Origin of the sequence: Schauerella aestuarii, from assembly GCF_009866805.1 — a bacterium.
Classification (GTDB): domain Bacteria; phylum Pseudomonadota; class Gammaproteobacteria; order Burkholderiales; family Burkholderiaceae_B; genus Schauerella; species Schauerella aestuarii.
This window is the reverse complement of the sequence record NZ_SIZW01000041.1, coordinates 178,766-193,878: the sequence shown is the minus strand read 5'-3', so window position 1 is coordinate 193,878 and position 15,113 is coordinate 178,766. Positions and strand designations below refer to the sequence as shown.

Here is a 15,113-nt window from a genome sequence, read left to right as displayed (position 1 = left end):
ACTGCGCCATGCGCTTACTTGACCTCGGTACTGCGCAAGCGAATGTGAAGCTCGCGCAATTGCTTCTCGTCGACCGGCGACGGTGCTTGCGTGAGCAGGCACTGTGCCCGCTGCGTTTTGGGGAAAGCGATCACGTCGCGAATCGATTCGGCACCGGTCATCATCGTGCAGATGCGGTCCAGACCGAAGGCGATACCGCCGTGCGGAGGCGCGCCGTATTGCAATGCGTCGAGCAGGAAGCCGAACTTCTCACGGGCTTCTTCGGCATCGATCTTGAGGGCGCGAAACACCTTGCTCTGAATTTCTTCGCGGTGAATACGAACCGACCCGCCGCCGATTTCCCAACCGTTGAGCACCATGTCGTAAGCCTTGGCGATCGCCTTGCTCGGATCGGTCGTGAGCAGGTCTTCGTGGCCATCCTTGGGGCTCGTGAACGGATGGTGCGCCGCCGTGTAGCGGTTCTCTTCCTCGTCGAATTCGAACATCGGGAAGTCGACCACCCACAACGGTTTCCAGCCCTTGGCGGACAGATTGTTCTTCTGACCGAACTCGCTGTGACCGATACGCACGCGCAGTGCGCCGATGGCGTCGTTGACGACTTTTTCACGGTCGGCCCCGAAGAACACGATGTCGCCATTCTGGGCGCCCGTGCGTTCGAGCATCGCGGTGAGCGCGGCGTCGTGCAGGTTCTTGACGATGGGCGACTGCAGGCCTTCACGGCCCTTCGAGATGTCGTTGACCTTGATGTAGGCCAGGCCCTTGGCGCCATAGATGCCCACGAATTGCGTGTAGCCGTCGATCTCGCTACGCGACATTTCCGCACCGCCCGGCACGCGCAGGCCAACCACACGGCTGCCCGCAGCATTGGCGGCGGCCGAGAACACCTTGAAGTCGACGTCTTTCATGACATCGCTCAGATCGGTGAACTCGAGGTTGACACGCAGATCGGGCTTGTCCGAACCATAGCGCTGCATGGCTTCGGTCCAGGTCATGATGGGGAACGGCGACGGCAGGTCGACGTTCTGCACGACCTTGAAGACGTGACGGATCATGCCTTCGAAAATCTCGCGGATCTGCGTTTCGTTCAGGAACGACGTTTCGCAATCGATCTGCGTGAACTCGGGCTGGCGGTCGGCACGCAAATCCTCATCGCGGAAGCACTTGACGATCTGGTAGTAACGGTCGAAGCCCGACACCATCAGCATCTGCTTGAAGAGCTGCGGCGACTGGGGCAATGCAAAGAAGTTGCCGGCGTTCACGCGCGACGGCACGAGGTAATCGCGCGCGCCTTCGGGCGTGCTCTTCGTAAGCATCGGCGTTTCGATATCGATGAAGCCCAGTCCATCGAGAAACTTGCGCACTTCGATCGACACGCGATAGCGCAGCATCAGGTTGTTTTGCATCTGCGGACGGCGCAGATCCAGCACCCGGTGCGTCAAGCGCGTGGTTTCGGACAGGTTGTCGTCATCGAGCTGGAACGGCGGCGTGACCGATGCGTTGAGAATCTCGACTTCGCGGCACAGCACTTCGATTTCGCCGGAGGCGAGATCGGCGTTGGCCGTGCCTTCGGGGCGCAGGCGAACCAGGCCGGTGATGCGCACGCAAAACTCATTGCGCAGCGACTCGGCCGTGGCGAAGGCCGCAGCATTGTCCGGATCGAACACGATCTGTGCCAGCCCTGCGCGATCGCGCAGGTCGATGAAGATCACCCCACCGTGGTCGCGGCGGCGATTGACCCATCCGAACAAGGTGACGGTCTGATCGAGGTGGTCACGGCAAACCTGGCCGGTATAGCAGGTACGCATTCGGGATAACTCCGTTGTTTGGCTTCTTGCGAAAGGTTTACAGGTTGGGATCGATCGGCGCCGCGCGGTCCGCGTCCGCCAGCGGCGGCACTGCGGCCGGCACCCGCGACGCAGGCACCACGACCCCCATCGAAACAATATATTTGAGCGCTTCGTCCACGCTCATTTCCAGCGCAACGACATCGTCGCGCGCCATCATCAGGAAAAAACCGGACGTGGGATTGGGTGTGGTGGGCACATACACACTGACGTGTTCGCCAGGCAGATGCGCCGCCACTTCACCCCCCGGCGCGCCGGTGAGAAAGGCAATCGTCCAGGAGCCGGCCCGCGGATACTGCACCAGGACCGCCTGGCGAAAGGCCTGGCCATTCGGGGCGAGCACGGTATCGCTGACCTGCTTGACCGAGGTGTAGATGGATCGCACCAGCGGAATGCGGCCGAGCAGGTTTTCCCACTGCTCCACCAGCGTGCGACCGATCAAGTTGGCCGTGAGCATGCCCGTCACGAACACCGTCGCGATCACCAGCACCACCCGGAACCCGGGGATATTGATGCCGAAGAGCGATTGCGACGACAGAAACGCCGGCACCACGCCTTCGAGGGTGGAGACGAGCAAGCCGATCACCCACACCGTGATGACCAGGGGCACCCAGATGATCAGACCCGTGACGAAATACTTTTTGATCACACGCTCTCGTCGACGATCAGGTCGAGGCCGGGCCGGACGACGAGCCGCCCGTATTGGAACTCGACGCGGGTGCGGCGGCAGGCTTGGCCGATTCGCCCGCAGGTTTGGCGGACTCGGTCGCTGCCGGTTTGTCGGTTGACTTCTCGCTTGATTTGTCGCCTGCGGCGCCTCCCGATTTGTCACCGCCGACAGCCGGGGCCGTGGTACCGCCGGCGCTGCCGTTATTACGGAAGTCGGTCACATACCAGCCCGAGCCCTTCAACTGAAAGCCGGCCGCGGTGACCTGCTTGCTGTAAGTGCTTTGACCGCACTCGGGACATACCGTAAGCGGAGGATCGGACATCTTTTGCAGCGTGTCATGGGCGTAGCCGCATGCGCTGCATTTGTAAGCGTAGATAGGCATGAATGACCCCGGGAAGAGGCAGAGTGGCGCATCGGCAGACCGCGCGCCTGAAACGAGGGAAAGTCTTTGATTTTAGCGGGTTTTAGCGTCATTCATGAGATCGCGTCCGGCCCGACGGCGCAATCGTCTGGAAATCTCGGCCGTTACATGTGTGCCAGAGGCCGATTGGACCGTTTGGCGGGCGTCATCGGTAGGCCCATCGGTAGGCCCATCGGTAGGCCCATCGGTAAGCTTATCGGAAGATGGTCGGTAGCTCCTCGGTAGGCAGATCGGCAGCCCGGTCAGTGGCCCAGGGCAGCCCAATCGATCGCCCGATCGGCGACCAAACCGTCCGACCCTATACTGGCAGCAGAAACATCCCGGCGGCCACGCAAGTGGGTACCAGCGCCGCCAAAAAGAGATGCAACGCCGAGATGCTGCCATCCGGAAACTGGTTCTTGAGAATGGAAAATGCCGCCGGATTGGGCGCGTTGGCAATCACCGTCAGTCCGCCGCCCGTCACCGCCCCCGCCACCAGCATATAGCGCCACGCGTCGCTGGTACCCTCGACGAGCGATCCCAGATAAGTCAGCGCGGCGTTATCTGTAATGGCCGTCAAAGCCGTCGCCCCGAAAAACAGCACCTGAGGCGAGAGGCTGCCCAGCGCATCCTGCAACCACCATTGTTGCAAGCCCCCCAGCACCACCAATCCCGCCAGGAAGAAGCCCACCATTAACCCTTCCTTGATCATCAACCGGCTCTGATGCTGCTTGTAGGCTTCGGTGTAGCCCAGGAACAACATCAAAAGCCCGAGAAACAAGGCGGGATGATGGGCCGTCAGCACGATCGCCACCAAAAACGCCACATGCACCGCAATCACAATGGCGGGGACCGCGGCGCGCGCCTGCCCGTCGCGATCGGCTGTGTCCAGACTGGCAGCGGTGAGCGCTGCGCGGCAAATCAACGTGAGCACTAAGGCATTGATGATGACGGCGACAGCCGCGCGCCATCCGAAGTGCAGAAACATGAACGGCGTATCCCAGCCGAACGTGGCCGCCACCATCAATACCGGCGGCGCGGCGTAGGACGTCAACACGCCGCCGATCGACACGTTGACCAGCAGCACGCCCAAGGTCAGATACTTGAAGCCGGCATGCCCTTGCACCCGAAAATACGTCGACCGCAGCAACAGCGCGGCCAGCGTCATGGCGGCCGGTTCGGTGATCAGGCTGCCGGAAAGCGGCACAAACGCCATCACGACGAAAAAGGTCGCGTACTCACGGCGCAAGGGCATTGCCCGCGCCAGCAGACGCACCACGCCGTTCACCAGCTCGAGGATCGGCCGGCTGGCCGCCACTACCATGATGGCGAAAACGAACAACGGCTCAGTAAAGTTGCGCGTATCCATATAGGACACGGCGGTATCGACGCCCCCCAAAAGAGCCAGCGCGGCGATCAGCACGAAGGCCCAGAACCCAAACACCGCCTCGACCTCGGATAGCAGATGCCAGACGCCCGCATGCCGCCCGCCGCGGTGCGCCAGGCGCGCAAACACGGGCACCGAGAAGGTGTGCAGAATCGCGACGGCAAACAACACAGTCGCCACGACATGAAGGGAAAACGGCATGATTCGATCCAAAACGATGGCAAGGCGGCGCCCGGGCGCGCGCGACAGACAGCCCGCACTGTACTCGACGGCAAGGTAGGGGCGCACCACGCACGGCACACGGCTTGCCTAGGTGATCCCACGATTAATCGAGGAGATCGACATGAACAAGATGAAAATGACGGCCGTAGGTATCGCGTTGGCGCTGGGTATGGCGGGCGCGGCTTCGGCTGCCGAGTTGTCGCGCGGTGACCAGAAATTCCTCCGCATTGCGGCTGAAAGTGGCATGTTCGAAATCGAGGCCAGCAAGGTCGCGGTACAAAAAGGCCAGTCCCAGGAAGTGAAGGACTTCGCCCAAATGATGATCACGGACCACACCAAGGTGGCCGGCGAACTCAAAACCCTGGCAGCAGCCAAGGGCTTCACCCTGCCGACCGAACTGCCGCGCGGCATGCGCAAGGACATCGAAGACCTGAACAAGAAAACGGGCCATGATTTCGACGATGACTATTCGGACGACATCGCGGTCGATGCGCACGAAGATGCGGTCGAAGCCTTCAAGGATGCGGCGGACGATGCCAAGGATGCGGATGTGAAGGCCTTCGCCGCCAAAACGCTGCCCAGCCTGCAGGCCCATCTCGAGAAGGGTCGCGCGCTGGAAAAGACGGTCGACGCCATGAAGAAGTAAATCGGTCGGAGCGATAGGCCTGTCGGCGATAGAGACGGGCCTGTCAAAGGCGTCAGTCAATACGACCTGCATTGATCGATTGCCAGACCAGACTGCATGCCGCCCCAATCGGGCGGCATTGCTTTGCGCAACGGCATCGCTTTGCATAACGGCTTTACCCGACCGAGCAAGCGGCGATCGCTCAGCAAGCGGCTTGACGCCCTGTGGCCTATTCGGGCGGGCAGGGAACGAAAGCGCCACGGCTTTGTCATGAATAAGCCCCCAACCGTACGTTATAAGACTCGCATGGCCCTGGTACCCCCGCCCGCAAGATCCCCGCTTGATGCGCCGTCGTCGCCGACGCCTGCCGCGTCGCCGGGCACGCGGCGCCACGGTTCGGGCCGCCGCTCGCTATCGGTGATCGACGCCGTCTGTGTACTGGTGGGGGTGGTCGTGGGCGTGGGGATCTTCGGCTTTCCGCCGATGGTGGCCCGCTATGCCGCCACCACCGAAATCTATCTCGGCCTGTGGATCGTGGGCGGCCTGGTGATGTTGATCGGCGCGTTGTGCTATGCCGAACTGGGCTCGGCCTATCCCGATCACGGCGGCGAGTATCTGTATCTCAATCGTGCCTGGGGACCCCGCGTCGCCTTGCTCTTTGCCTGGGCCCGCGGCACGGTGATGCAAACCGGTGGGATCGCGGTGGTTGCATTCTTGTATGGCGGCTACGCGCAGCAATGGATGCCGCTGGGGCAATTCGGCATTGCCTGGCATGCCGGGCTGTCGGTGATCGCGCTGACCTTGCTCAACATGGCCGGCGCCCGCACGTCGCGCACCTTGCAGCGCATCCTCACCGCCCTGACCTTGCTGGCGCTGATCGGCCTGATCGCCGCTGCGGCGTGGCTGGCGCCGGGCGGCCTGCCCCCCTCTGCCGCCGGCGATGCTGCCGTGGCGGGCATTCGCGACGCGCCTATCGCAGGCTCGCTGGGTATGGGCATGGTGTTTGTGCTGCTCACGTTCGGCGGCTGGAACGAGGCGGCGTATCTGTCTGGCGAGTTGCGCAATCCCGCGCGCAACGTGAGCCGCGTGCTGTTCCTGGGCACCGGCCTGGTCGCGGTGCTGTACATCCTCACCAATCTGGCATTTTTGCGCTTGTTCGGCCTGGAGCAACTGCGTGAAGCCGACGCGATCGGGCTCGACGTGATGAGGGTGGTGGCCGGCCCCTACGGCGCCTGGGTGCTCGGGATCCTGATCTGCTGCACTGCCTTGACCACCATGAACGCCACCATCATGACCGGCGCCCGTGTGTACGCGGCACTCGGCCGCGATGTGCCTCGGCTCGCTCCCCTTGCCCGCTGGAGCCAGGCCGGACGTGCGCCGATTGCGGCGCTTATCCTGCAGGCCGGGTTGACGCTGCTGTTGGTGCTGTACGGTGCATTTACGCCCAATGGCGTCGAGGCCATGGTGGCGGTGACGGCGCCGGCGTTCTGGCTTTTCATGACCCTGGTGGCCGGCGCCGTCTGGCGATTGCGGCGCCTGGATCCGGACCGGCACCGCCCGTTTCGGGTGCCCGGCTATCCGTTTACGCCGATGCTGTTTGCGCTCACGTGTGCCGCGCTGGCCGTGGCCAGTGCGCTCTATGCAGGGGCCGGCACCGTATTGGGATTGCTGATCGTGGCTGCGGGCTGGCCGCTCTGCCGGCTGTACAGCCAGCGCGTGACTGCCGCAGCGTGAAGGCAAACGCGACGCCTGATTAGGACGGCACAACGGCACGCCAATCAAGCGACAGCCGCGCTAGCGGCACCGCGATGCACGGACGTCTGAACGTTGTGCGGCAAGCGCTGGCTTTGTGAGAACGCCTCGATGCGCCCGTTGGTGGGCGCGGCGCGCCTGCCGTCAGCCCCGCAGACTGTCCAGATAGATCGCGCAAAGCGCCTCCATGCCGACGCGATCGTCTTCATCGAATCGGCCGGCCACCGGGCTATCGACATCCCACACGCCGATCAGCTCGCCATTGCGCACCAGCGGCACCACCACTTCGGACCGCGACGCGGCGTCGCAGGCAATGTGGCCGGGAAACGCATGCACATCGGGCACGACCTGCGACTGACGTTGGCTGGCGGCCGCGCCACACACCCCGCGATCGAGCGGGATCCGCACGCAGGCGGGACGGCCCTGGAAGGGGCCCAGCACGAGTTCCGTCCCGTCGAAAAAGTAAAATCCCGCCCAGTTCAGATCGGGCAACGTTTCGAACGCCAACGCACTCAGATTGGCGGCATTGGCGATGCGGTCGTGTTCACCGGCGAGCAGCGCACGCGCGTGTCCGGCCAGCGCCTCGTAGCGTGCGGCTTTGGTGTCGCCATCCAGAATCAAGCGGTCAAACATGATCTCGTTCCATCGAAAAACCCATCGGCAATCGCACATTTTAGGCGCGCGACAGATTTGGGCTTGCCGAAATCCCGCCTAAAAGTGGGACAATCTTCCCTTCCTTCACGCTTCGCGCCTGCCAGAACGCTGCCTCATGGACACCCCTCTCGACTCCGCCTGCACTTTTTCCGAACGCGCGCAACAACTGACGAGTTCCGCCATTCGCGAGATTCTCAAAGTTACCGAGCGCCCCGATATCACGTCGTTTGCGGGCGGACTGCCGGCACCGGACGGATTTCCGGCGGAAGTGGTACGCCAGGCTTTCGATCGTGTGTTGACCGAGCAACCGCGCGTCGCACTTCAGTACGGCCCCACCGAGGGCTACGCGCCGCTGCGGGCATGGGTGGCCGAGGATCTCAGCCGCAATGGCGCACGGGTCACGCCCGATGAAATCCTGATCGTGTCGGGCTCGCAGCAAGCGTTGGATCTGCTGGGCAAGGTATTGATCGACAAGGACAGCAAAGTACTGGTCGAAACGCCCAGCTATCTTGGCGCGCTGCAGTCGTTCAGCCTTTATCAACCGCAATACGCGTCGGTCGCAACGGACGACGGCGGCCTGGTGCCCGAAGCGATCACGCCGGCGCTGGCCGAGGGGGCACGCTTTCTTTATGCGCTGCCCAATTTTCAGAATCCCACCGGCCGCACGCTGGATACGACGCGCCGCCAGGATCTGGTCACGCAAGCGGCGCGACTGGGCCTCCCTGTGGTGGAAGACGACCCCTATGGCGAGCTGCGCTACGCAGGTGAGCATGCGCCGAGTTTGCTGTCGCTCGCCCCTGCAGCAAGCGCCAACGTCATCCGCCTGGGCTCGTTCTCGAAGGTGCTGGCACCCGGGCTGCGGCTGGGCTACATCGCGGCCAATCGCACCATCATCAATAAGCTCGTGCAGGCCAAACAGGCCACCGATCTGCACACCTCCACGCTTACGCAAATGGCCGTGTACGAAATCATCAAGGATGGCTTTCTTGCGCAGCATCTGCCCATGGTGCGCGAGTTGTACCGCAAGCAATGCGGCTACATGCTCGACGCCATTACCGAGCACTTCCCGGCAGACGTTGCCTATACCCGGCCTGAAGGCGGCATGTTCATCTGGGTGACGCTGCCCGCTCATATCGACAGCAGCGTGCTGCTCGCGCAAGCGATCGCTGAAAAAGTGGCATTCGTGCCAGGCGCGCCCTTCTATGCGTCGGCGCCCGTCCACAACACGTTGCGGCTGAGCTTCGTTACCGTGCCCGAGGCCAAGATCCGCGCCGGCATTGCCACGTTGGGCCGACTGATCGCCAATTACGGACGCTGATCCATGGCCGTCACCGCCCGCCCCGCCCCCGATCTGAACGACATCATTGCCGACGATTGGGTCGCGCGCTGGCTCCCCGCATCGTGGGGACCCTATGCCCGGCTGTGCCGACTCGATCGGCCCATCGGTACCTGGCTGACGTTGCTGCCGTGCCTGGCGGCACTGGTGCAAGCGTCTTCGGGGCTTCCCACCCTCGCACGGCTCATCATCTTTTCGCTGGGCGCCCTGCTCATGCGCGGCGTGGGATGCACGATCAACGACATATGCGATCGCGACATCGATCAGCATGTGGAGCGCACACGTTTTCGGCCGCTTACCAGTGGGCAGATCACGCTGAAGAAAGCGCTCTGGTTTTTGTTCGCGCAATTGGTCGTGTGCGCCGTGCTGCTGTTCTTCATCAATCCGATGAGCCGCTGGCTGGCGGTGGCGCTGCTGCCCATCGTCTTCATTTATCCGCTGTGCAAGCGCTTTACCTATTGGCCGCAAGCCGTGCTGGGCATTGCATTCAACTGGGGCATGCTGATGGCCTGGTCCGACGTGCACAACGCCGTCCCCTTGGCCGCGGTGGCGATGTGGTTGGGCGCCGTGCTGTGGCAGATTGGGTACGACACCATCTACGCCTACGTGGATGTGCGCGACGATGCGCAATTGGGCCTGCACTCCACGGCCCTGCGCTTCGGCGCCAACGGCAAAACGTGGGTCAGCGGTTTCTATGTGGGCACGATCGCGCTATGGACGTGGGGCGGCTGGTCGTTGGACATGCATCCCGCCTACTACCTCGGCATGGCTGCCATTGCCGTGCACCTGTTCTGGCAACTCGCCAAATTCGACTTGAAGCGGCCCGAACAGAATTTCATGCTGTTTCGCGCCAACCTCTGGACGGGCGCGTTGCTGGTTGCCGCAGCGCTGGCAGGCACATTGCTGTAATCAGGGATTGCTGCGGGACGGTATCGTGTTGCAAATCGCGTCTCACGTTACCAATATTCGTAGCTTACCGGGCTGATGGCGCTTATTACCCGATTTTTTGGGATAATGTTTTGCGGTTATAAGGGTTTATCCTAGGTCTCGATAGGTTCACAATTCAGTCATCAAGTCGTCACACACGACGCAAAGACGATAAGACCCCAGCGCAAGACGCGCTGAGACAATTGACTGGAGATTGACCATGAAGACCCTTACCACTGCCCTAGTTCTTTCCCTTTCGCTGATTGGTGTGAGCGCACAAGCCGCCGACCTCGGCCATGACAAGACGCGCGCCGAAGTCGTCGCCGAACTGCAACAAGCCAAGGCTGACGGTAGCTACACCTTCGGTAATCTGGAATACCCCGCTCCGATCGTTCAACGTTCGAGCCTGACCCGCGCTGAAGTTCAAACCGAATTGGCCGCCGCTCAAAACAACGGCGAAGTGACCTTCGGTACGCTCGACTACCCGCCCCAAGTCGCCCAAACCGGCGCCACCGAAAGCCGCGCTCAAGTCGTGCAAGAACTGCGTCAAGCCAAAGCTGACGGCACCTACACGTTCGGCACGTTGGACTACCCGCCCACGAAGGGCTAATTGAAAGCGCCACGCGCCGCGGCGATCCGCGGTGCGATCCGCTGGCAACGGACATGCCTCTCCGCGCATGTGTTTGAGTGGAAGCAAGACCCGCAGTCGCAGTACATGCAGTCGCAGTAATCGACGTTGTTGAGTAGACAGTACATGCAGTACCCGTTGTTCAAGTATTACCTGTACCCGCAGTTCATGTATTACCCTCGCAGTACCGATGCTGTTCCGCAGTACATACGGCCCCAATGCATCGGGGTACGTAAGCAGTAGATAGGCCTCCCGGTCGTAAACGGGAGGCCTATTTTTTTACCGCTTTGCACTGGCTTGTTCAGCCGGCGCCTTCCGCCAATACCACCACGACCAGTCAGACGCAGGCTTGAAATGGCGGGCAGCCGGGCACCGCCTACTGCGTCGTGTAAAGATAATGCCGGAAGCGATCGTAGTGATTGATCACGTCGGCAATCAGCTGATCGCCGCTATAGCCATAGATGTCATAGCCCCGCCCGCCTTGCGTCAGGAACACCTCGGCGCGGTAATAGCGCCGCCGCGGGCTCGTGGTGCTGCCCGAGTCGGACAGCGCAAAGGCCGGAATCGCCTGGCTCACTGCACGCACCGCATAAATGAATTCGGGCGTGTTCTCGCCATGGACGACTTTCAATTGCACGCCGTCCTCCAGCGCTTCGGTTTCGGCCACGAGTTCGCGCTTTTGCAGTTCGGCCACCACCGCTGCCAACGCTGGGGTCACCGTCGACGCGAAGTATTTGTCGATCTGCGCCTTGTTGGGATGACTGATGATTGCGCTGAGGCGGCGGCGCCACGGCACGGCCCCCTCGATCGGCATCAGCGGCACCGCCTGCAAACGCGCACTCGCCTGCATCGACGCCTCGTCGTTCAGTGCCTTCCAAATTCCCCAGCACATGAACAACATCACGATGGCCAACGGCAAGGCCGCGATCACGGCCGCCATCTGCACGGCCTCCAATCCGCCCAATAACAGCAGGCAACCCGCAAACGCACCGCATGTAAGCGCCCAGAAAACACGCAACCACAACGCCGGCTCTTCCTCGCCGGACTTCGCGGTGATCATTGCGATCACCAGTGCGCCTGCATCCGATGCCGTCACAAAGTACACGGCGACCAGCAGCCCGGTGATCCATGCCAATACGGTCGAGAACGGCAGATACTCAAATACCGTGAAGAGCGCGATCGGCATGTTGTCGGCCACGGTTTTCGAGATAGCGCCGCCCGCCTGATGGATATCCAGCCAGATGGCCAGATCCCCAAAAATCGTGAACCAGATAAAGCTGAAGCCCGCCGGTGCGAAAAGCACGCCGAGCAGAAACTGCCGGATCGTGCGGCCGCGAGAAATACGCGCGATGAACATGCCGACGAACGGCGACCAGGAAATCCACCAGCCCCAATAAAACAATGTCCACTTGCCTGCCCATTCGGAGGGCTCATACGCAAAGCTGTGAAAGGTGCGCCCGATAAAGCCATTGAGATAAAGGCCGATATTCTCGACGAACGCCTGCAGCAGGAAGGCAGTGGGGCCAAGCGCCAACAGCAACGCCATCAAGATGAACGACACGATCAAGATCAGCTCGCTCAAACGCCGGATGCCGTTGTCCAGTCCGGTCGCCACCGTGAGCGTCGCCAGCAGCGTGACCACGGCAATCAGAATGAGCTGAATATTGAGCGTTTGCGGCAGATCGAACAGGTAGAACAGGCTGGCGTTCAGCTGCGACACGCCCAAACCCAACGACGTCGCCAGACCGGCCATCGTGCCCACGACCGCAAAAATATCGATCAGATCGCCGATGGGACCATGGATGCGATCGCCGAGCAGTGGATGAAACGCCGAACGCAGCGTTAGCGGCTGGCCGCGGCGATAGCCGAAGTAAGCCAGCGCCAATCCGAGTACCGCGTAAATGGCCCAGGCATGCACACCCCAGTGGAAAAACGTGATTTCCATGGCATCGCGCGCGGCCTGTGGCGTCATCGCCTCGGCCACCGGCGGCTTGGAGAAGTGCGTAATCGGCTCGGCAACACCGTAGAACACAATGCCGATGCCCATGCCGGCGCTGAACAGCATGGCCACCCAGGTGCCGTAACTGTAATCAGGCGTGGACTCGTCAGGTCCCAACTTGATACGGCCGAAGGGGCTGATGGCCAGCCCCAGCAGAAACAGAACGAATATGCCAACCGACAGCAGGTAAAACCATCCCGCCTCGGCGATGATCCAATCGTTGGCGTGGGTGAAGACGGCCTTGGCCTGCTCCGGCAATAAGCTCGCGTAAACGATCAAGCCAAGTGCGATCAGGGCCGAGCCCGTAAACGTGACGGGCGCAATCGTATTGCGCCATGAAGACTGCTGCATGTGTGTTCTCCCGACGCCGGCTCGCATCGGAAGAAAGGGAAATGCGGCCGGCGATTCTCCCAGTTAGCGGGAGTATCGAACTTTGCCGACCGTCACACCAGCACTGCTACACCCTGTTTACGCATTGGCATTCCGGATACAAACGCCAGGGGGCATGACATCAATGACGATGATGGTGACGCTTGTTTTTCCAATGGCGACGATCATCGTGATGTTTGCGATAACCGGCGCGACGGTAGTCGTCGTGGCGGCGATCGCCGCGGTCCCAGTTGCGACGGCCGCGACGGTCATCGTCGTCGGTGATCACGTGACCCAATACACCACCCGCTGCTGCACCGCCCACGGTGACCCAAGGATCGCCTTCCGACAACAATGCGCCGGCGACCCCACCCAAACCTGCACCGATCACGGTATTGCGCGTTTGCTTATCTGCCCATGCGGCGCCGCTCACACCCAGGGCAAGAACGGCAACGAGGAAAGCCTGACTGATACGTTTGGTGATGCTCATTTTTTATTCTCCAATCGACGCCGTCGAAACCCGCATGTATCGGCGTTGAAGGGAAATTAGCATCGCTTTCGTGTGTCTGTCGCTGCTATCGAGATACCGGGTGTATAAGCTGTTTCAGTGGCTTTCGGAACCGCGGAATCCGTTTCGATTCATAGCAAAAAAGCGCCGCGCGTGCGTGGCGTCGCACGAGGCGGCGCCACACACGCAACGATCGCGGGCCTTATCCCAACGTCAGCGGGATAAAGATTTTGCTGTCGTCACGTTGCACCAGCAGTGCGACGTTCTTGCCCGCGCCATCCACCAGTTTGCGTAACTGATCCACGTCTTTCAACGGAACGCCGTTGAAAGCCAGGATGACGTCGCCGGCCTGAATGCCGGCCACTGCGGCGGGGCCATTGGCGCTGGCCACCAGGAGGCCCGACTCGATACCCGATTGCGCGCGCTCCTGAGGTGAAAGTTGGCGCACCGCCAGACCCAGTTTGGCCTGGTCGGATTGCCCCTTCTTGGCGTCGCTCTGTGCGACCTTCCATTCGCCGATCGTGACCGACAAGGTCTTCTCCGCCTTCTCGCGCATCACGGCAACCTTCGCCGCGCTGCCGGGCGTGGCGTCAGCCACTGCGGCAGGCAAGTCAGACGAATGCTCGATCGCACGGCCGTTGAAGCCCGTGATCACGTCGCCCACCTGCAAACCGCCCTTGGCCGCGGGGCTGTCCTTCTCGACCGAACTCACCAATGCGCCGCCGGCTTTTTCAAGCCCGAACGACCGCGCCAACGCCTGGTTGACCTCTTGCACAGCCACACCCAAACGACCGCGGGTCACATGACCGTGCGCCACCAATTGCTGCTGCACCTTGGTGGCCACGTCGATCGGAATCGCGAACGACAGGCCCTGATAGCCACCCGTGCGGCTGTAGATCTGCGAGTTGATGCCGATCACCTCACCTTGCGCATTGAAGAGCGGACCGCCGGAGTTGCCGGGATTCACGGCCACGTCCGTTTGGATGAACGGCACGTAGGTGTCCTCGGGCAAGCTGCGCGACTTGGCGCTGATGATGCCGGCCGTGGCGGTGTTGTCGAAACCATAGGGTGAGCCGATGGCGAGCACAGGTTCGCCCACCTTGGCATCGCCGGGATTGCCGATGCGCACCACCGGCAGATCCTTGGCGTCGATGCGAATCACCGCAATGTCGCTTTGCTTATCGGCGCCGAGCACTTTCGCTTTGAATTCGCGTCGGTCCGTCAGGCGCACCGTCACGTCGGTCGCCCCATCCACCACGTGTGCATTGGTGAGAATCAAGCCATCGGCGCTCACGATAAAGCCCGAGCCCTGGCCCCGCGTCATATGCGGCTTGCTCGGCATTTGCGCCTGAGGACCGAAGCGGCGGAAAAATTCGTTCATTGGATCGTCGGGTGACAAGCCGGGAATGCCTGCCGAGTCGTCATCGTCAGCCGCGGTGGATTTACCCGTCACGCTGATGTTGACGACTGCAGGCCCGGCCTTCTCGACGATGCCCGAGAAATCGGTGGCCGTGGCCAGGCCGGGGGTATGGGTGACGCTACTGCTGCTGGGCGCGACCAGCGAAACCGGCGTCGTCTGCGCCACAGCGGCACCTGCGGACGAGTAGACGATTCCGCCGGTAACGGCCGTCAGGACGGCGGCTGCAAGCGCTGAACGCGCAAAGACTTGACCTTTCATGATGCACTCCTTGGGACCGGGGACACGATGTCCCGATGAGGTAGAAGCGTAGAAAGGCAGACTTAACGCAAACTTAAGAGATCGAATTTTTTCAGCGCAGTGAGTCGATATTCA

Annotated in this window: 13 protein-coding genes; 5 read left to right on the top strand and 8 right to left on the bottom strand. The window is 61.7% G+C overall.

The features are described from left to right. Positions 1 to 14 precede the first annotated feature (14 nt). From aspS to EYW45_RS11790, 4 genes are all read right to left on the bottom strand, one after another. Positions 15 to 1,805 (bottom strand): aspartate--tRNA ligase, encoded by a 1,791-nt coding sequence (gene aspS, locus EYW45_RS11805; RefSeq protein ID WP_161135612.1) that lies wholly within the window; start codon positions 1,803 to 1,805, stop codon positions 15 to 17. Between the two features lie 37 nt (positions 1,806 to 1,842). After that, positions 1,843 to 2,493 (bottom strand): DUF502 domain-containing protein, encoded by a 651-nt coding sequence (locus EYW45_RS11800; protein ID WP_161135611.1) that lies wholly within the window; start codon positions 2,491 to 2,493, stop codon positions 1,843 to 1,845. A gap of 16 nt (positions 2,494 to 2,509) precedes the next feature. Further along, complete coding sequence (locus EYW45_RS11795) at positions 2,510 to 2,896, bottom strand: FmdB family zinc ribbon protein (protein ID WP_161135610.1); 387 nt, start codon at positions 2,894 to 2,896, stop codon at positions 2,510 to 2,512. A gap of 337 nt (positions 2,897 to 3,233) precedes the next feature. Further along, the gene (locus EYW45_RS11790) at positions 3,234 to 4,502 is read right to left on the bottom strand and encodes a putative Na+/H+ antiporter (RefSeq protein ID WP_161135609.1); all 1,269 of its coding nucleotides are present in this window, start codon (positions 4,500 to 4,502) and stop codon (positions 3,234 to 3,236) included. 142 nt (positions 4,503 to 4,644) lie between these two features. Between EYW45_RS11790 and EYW45_RS11785 the strand changes: the two genes are divergently transcribed. Then, positions 4,645 to 5,169: a DUF4142 domain-containing protein gene (locus EYW45_RS11785; RefSeq protein WP_161135608.1), complete on the top strand. Its 525-nt coding sequence runs from the start codon at positions 4,645 to 4,647 to the stop codon at positions 5,167 to 5,169. A gap of 285 nt (positions 5,170 to 5,454) precedes the next feature. Next, complete coding sequence (locus EYW45_RS11780; protein WP_161135607.1) at positions 5,455 to 6,882, top strand: APC family permease; 1,428 nt, start codon at positions 5,455 to 5,457, stop codon at positions 6,880 to 6,882. Between the two features lie 162 nt (positions 6,883 to 7,044). Here the strand turns inward: EYW45_RS11780 and EYW45_RS11775 are convergent, their stop codons facing one another. Further along, positions 7,045 to 7,533, bottom strand: coding sequence for a GAF domain-containing protein (locus EYW45_RS11775; protein ID WP_161135606.1), 489 nt, complete (start codon positions 7,531 to 7,533; stop codon positions 7,045 to 7,047). 136 nt (positions 7,534 to 7,669) lie between these two features. On the opposite strand from EYW45_RS11775, the gene EYW45_RS11770 reads away from it, so the two are divergent. From EYW45_RS11770 to EYW45_RS11760, 3 genes are all read left to right on the top strand, one after another. Beyond that, positions 7,670 to 8,872 carry an aminotransferase-like domain-containing protein gene (locus EYW45_RS11770; protein ID WP_161135605.1) on the top strand — a complete coding sequence of 401 codons (1,203 nt, stop codon included), beginning with the start codon at positions 7,670 to 7,672 and terminating at the stop codon, positions 8,870 to 8,872. A 3-nt stretch (positions 8,873 to 8,875) separates the two neighbouring features. Beyond that, positions 8,876 to 9,799: a 4-hydroxybenzoate octaprenyltransferase gene (ubiA, locus tag EYW45_RS11765; protein WP_161135604.1), complete on the top strand. Its 924-nt coding sequence runs from the start codon at positions 8,876 to 8,878 to the stop codon at positions 9,797 to 9,799. 238 nt (positions 9,800 to 10,037) lie between these two features. Continuing rightward, entirely contained in the window at positions 10,038 to 10,427 is a 390-nt protein-coding gene (locus EYW45_RS11760; RefSeq protein ID WP_161135603.1) for a DUF4148 domain-containing protein, read from the top strand. 394 nt (positions 10,428 to 10,821) lie between these two features. Here the strand turns inward: EYW45_RS11760 and EYW45_RS11755 are convergent, their stop codons facing one another. From EYW45_RS11755 to EYW45_RS11745, 3 genes are all read right to left on the bottom strand, one after another. Continuing rightward, a complete protein-coding gene (locus tag EYW45_RS11755) occupies positions 10,822 to 12,795 on the bottom strand; it encodes a BCCT family transporter (RefSeq protein ID WP_202444690.1) in 1,974 nt (657 codons plus the stop codon). Positions 12,796 to 12,955: 160 nt separating this feature from the next. Then, entirely contained in the window at positions 12,956 to 13,303 is a 348-nt protein-coding gene (locus tag EYW45_RS11750) for a glycine zipper 2TM domain-containing protein (protein ID WP_161135602.1), read from the bottom strand. A gap of 220 nt (positions 13,304 to 13,523) precedes the next feature. After that, positions 13,524 to 14,999: a DegQ family serine endoprotease gene (locus EYW45_RS11745; protein ID WP_161135601.1), complete on the bottom strand. Its 1,476-nt coding sequence runs from the start codon at positions 14,997 to 14,999 to the stop codon at positions 13,524 to 13,526. Between the last annotated feature and the right edge of the window lie 114 nt (positions 15,000 to 15,113).

Excerpts from the sequence above, each read along its gene's own strand:
- aspS (WP_161135612.1), bottom strand. The coding sequence starts at position 1,805 with ATGCGTACCTGCTATACCGGCCAGGTTTGCCGTGACCACCTCGATCAG.
- EYW45_RS11795 (WP_161135610.1), bottom strand. The coding sequence starts at position 2,896 with ATGCCTATCTACGCTTACAAATGCAGCGCATGCGGCTACGCCCATGAC.
- EYW45_RS11790 (WP_161135609.1), bottom strand. The coding sequence starts at position 4,502 with ATGCCGTTTTCCCTTCATGTCGTGGCGACTGTGTTGTTTGCCGTCGCG.
- EYW45_RS11785 (WP_161135608.1), top strand. The coding sequence starts at position 4,645 with ATGAACAAGATGAAAATGACGGCCGTAGGTATCGCGTTGGCGCTGGGT.
- EYW45_RS11780 (WP_161135607.1), top strand. The coding sequence starts at position 5,455 with ATGGCCCTGGTACCCCCGCCCGCAAGATCCCCGCTTGATGCGCCGTCG.
- EYW45_RS11775 (WP_161135606.1), bottom strand. The coding sequence starts at position 7,533 with ATGTTTGACCGCTTGATTCTGGATGGCGACACCAAAGCCGCACGCTAC.
- EYW45_RS11770 (WP_161135605.1), top strand. The coding sequence starts at position 7,670 with ATGGACACCCCTCTCGACTCCGCCTGCACTTTTTCCGAACGCGCGCAA.
- ubiA (WP_161135604.1), top strand. The coding sequence starts at position 8,876 with ATGGCCGTCACCGCCCGCCCCGCCCCCGATCTGAACGACATCATTGCC.
- EYW45_RS11760 (WP_161135603.1), top strand. The coding sequence starts at position 10,038 with ATGAAGACCCTTACCACTGCCCTAGTTCTTTCCCTTTCGCTGATTGGT.
- EYW45_RS11755 (WP_202444690.1), bottom strand. The coding sequence starts at position 12,795 with ATGCAGCAGTCTTCATGGCGCAATACGATTGCGCCCGTCACGTTTACG.
- EYW45_RS11750 (WP_161135602.1), bottom strand. The coding sequence starts at position 13,303 with ATGAGCATCACCAAACGTATCAGTCAGGCTTTCCTCGTTGCCGTTCTT.
- EYW45_RS11745 (WP_161135601.1), bottom strand. The coding sequence starts at position 14,999 with ATGAAAGGTCAAGTCTTTGCGCGTTCAGCGCTTGCAGCCGCCGTCCTG.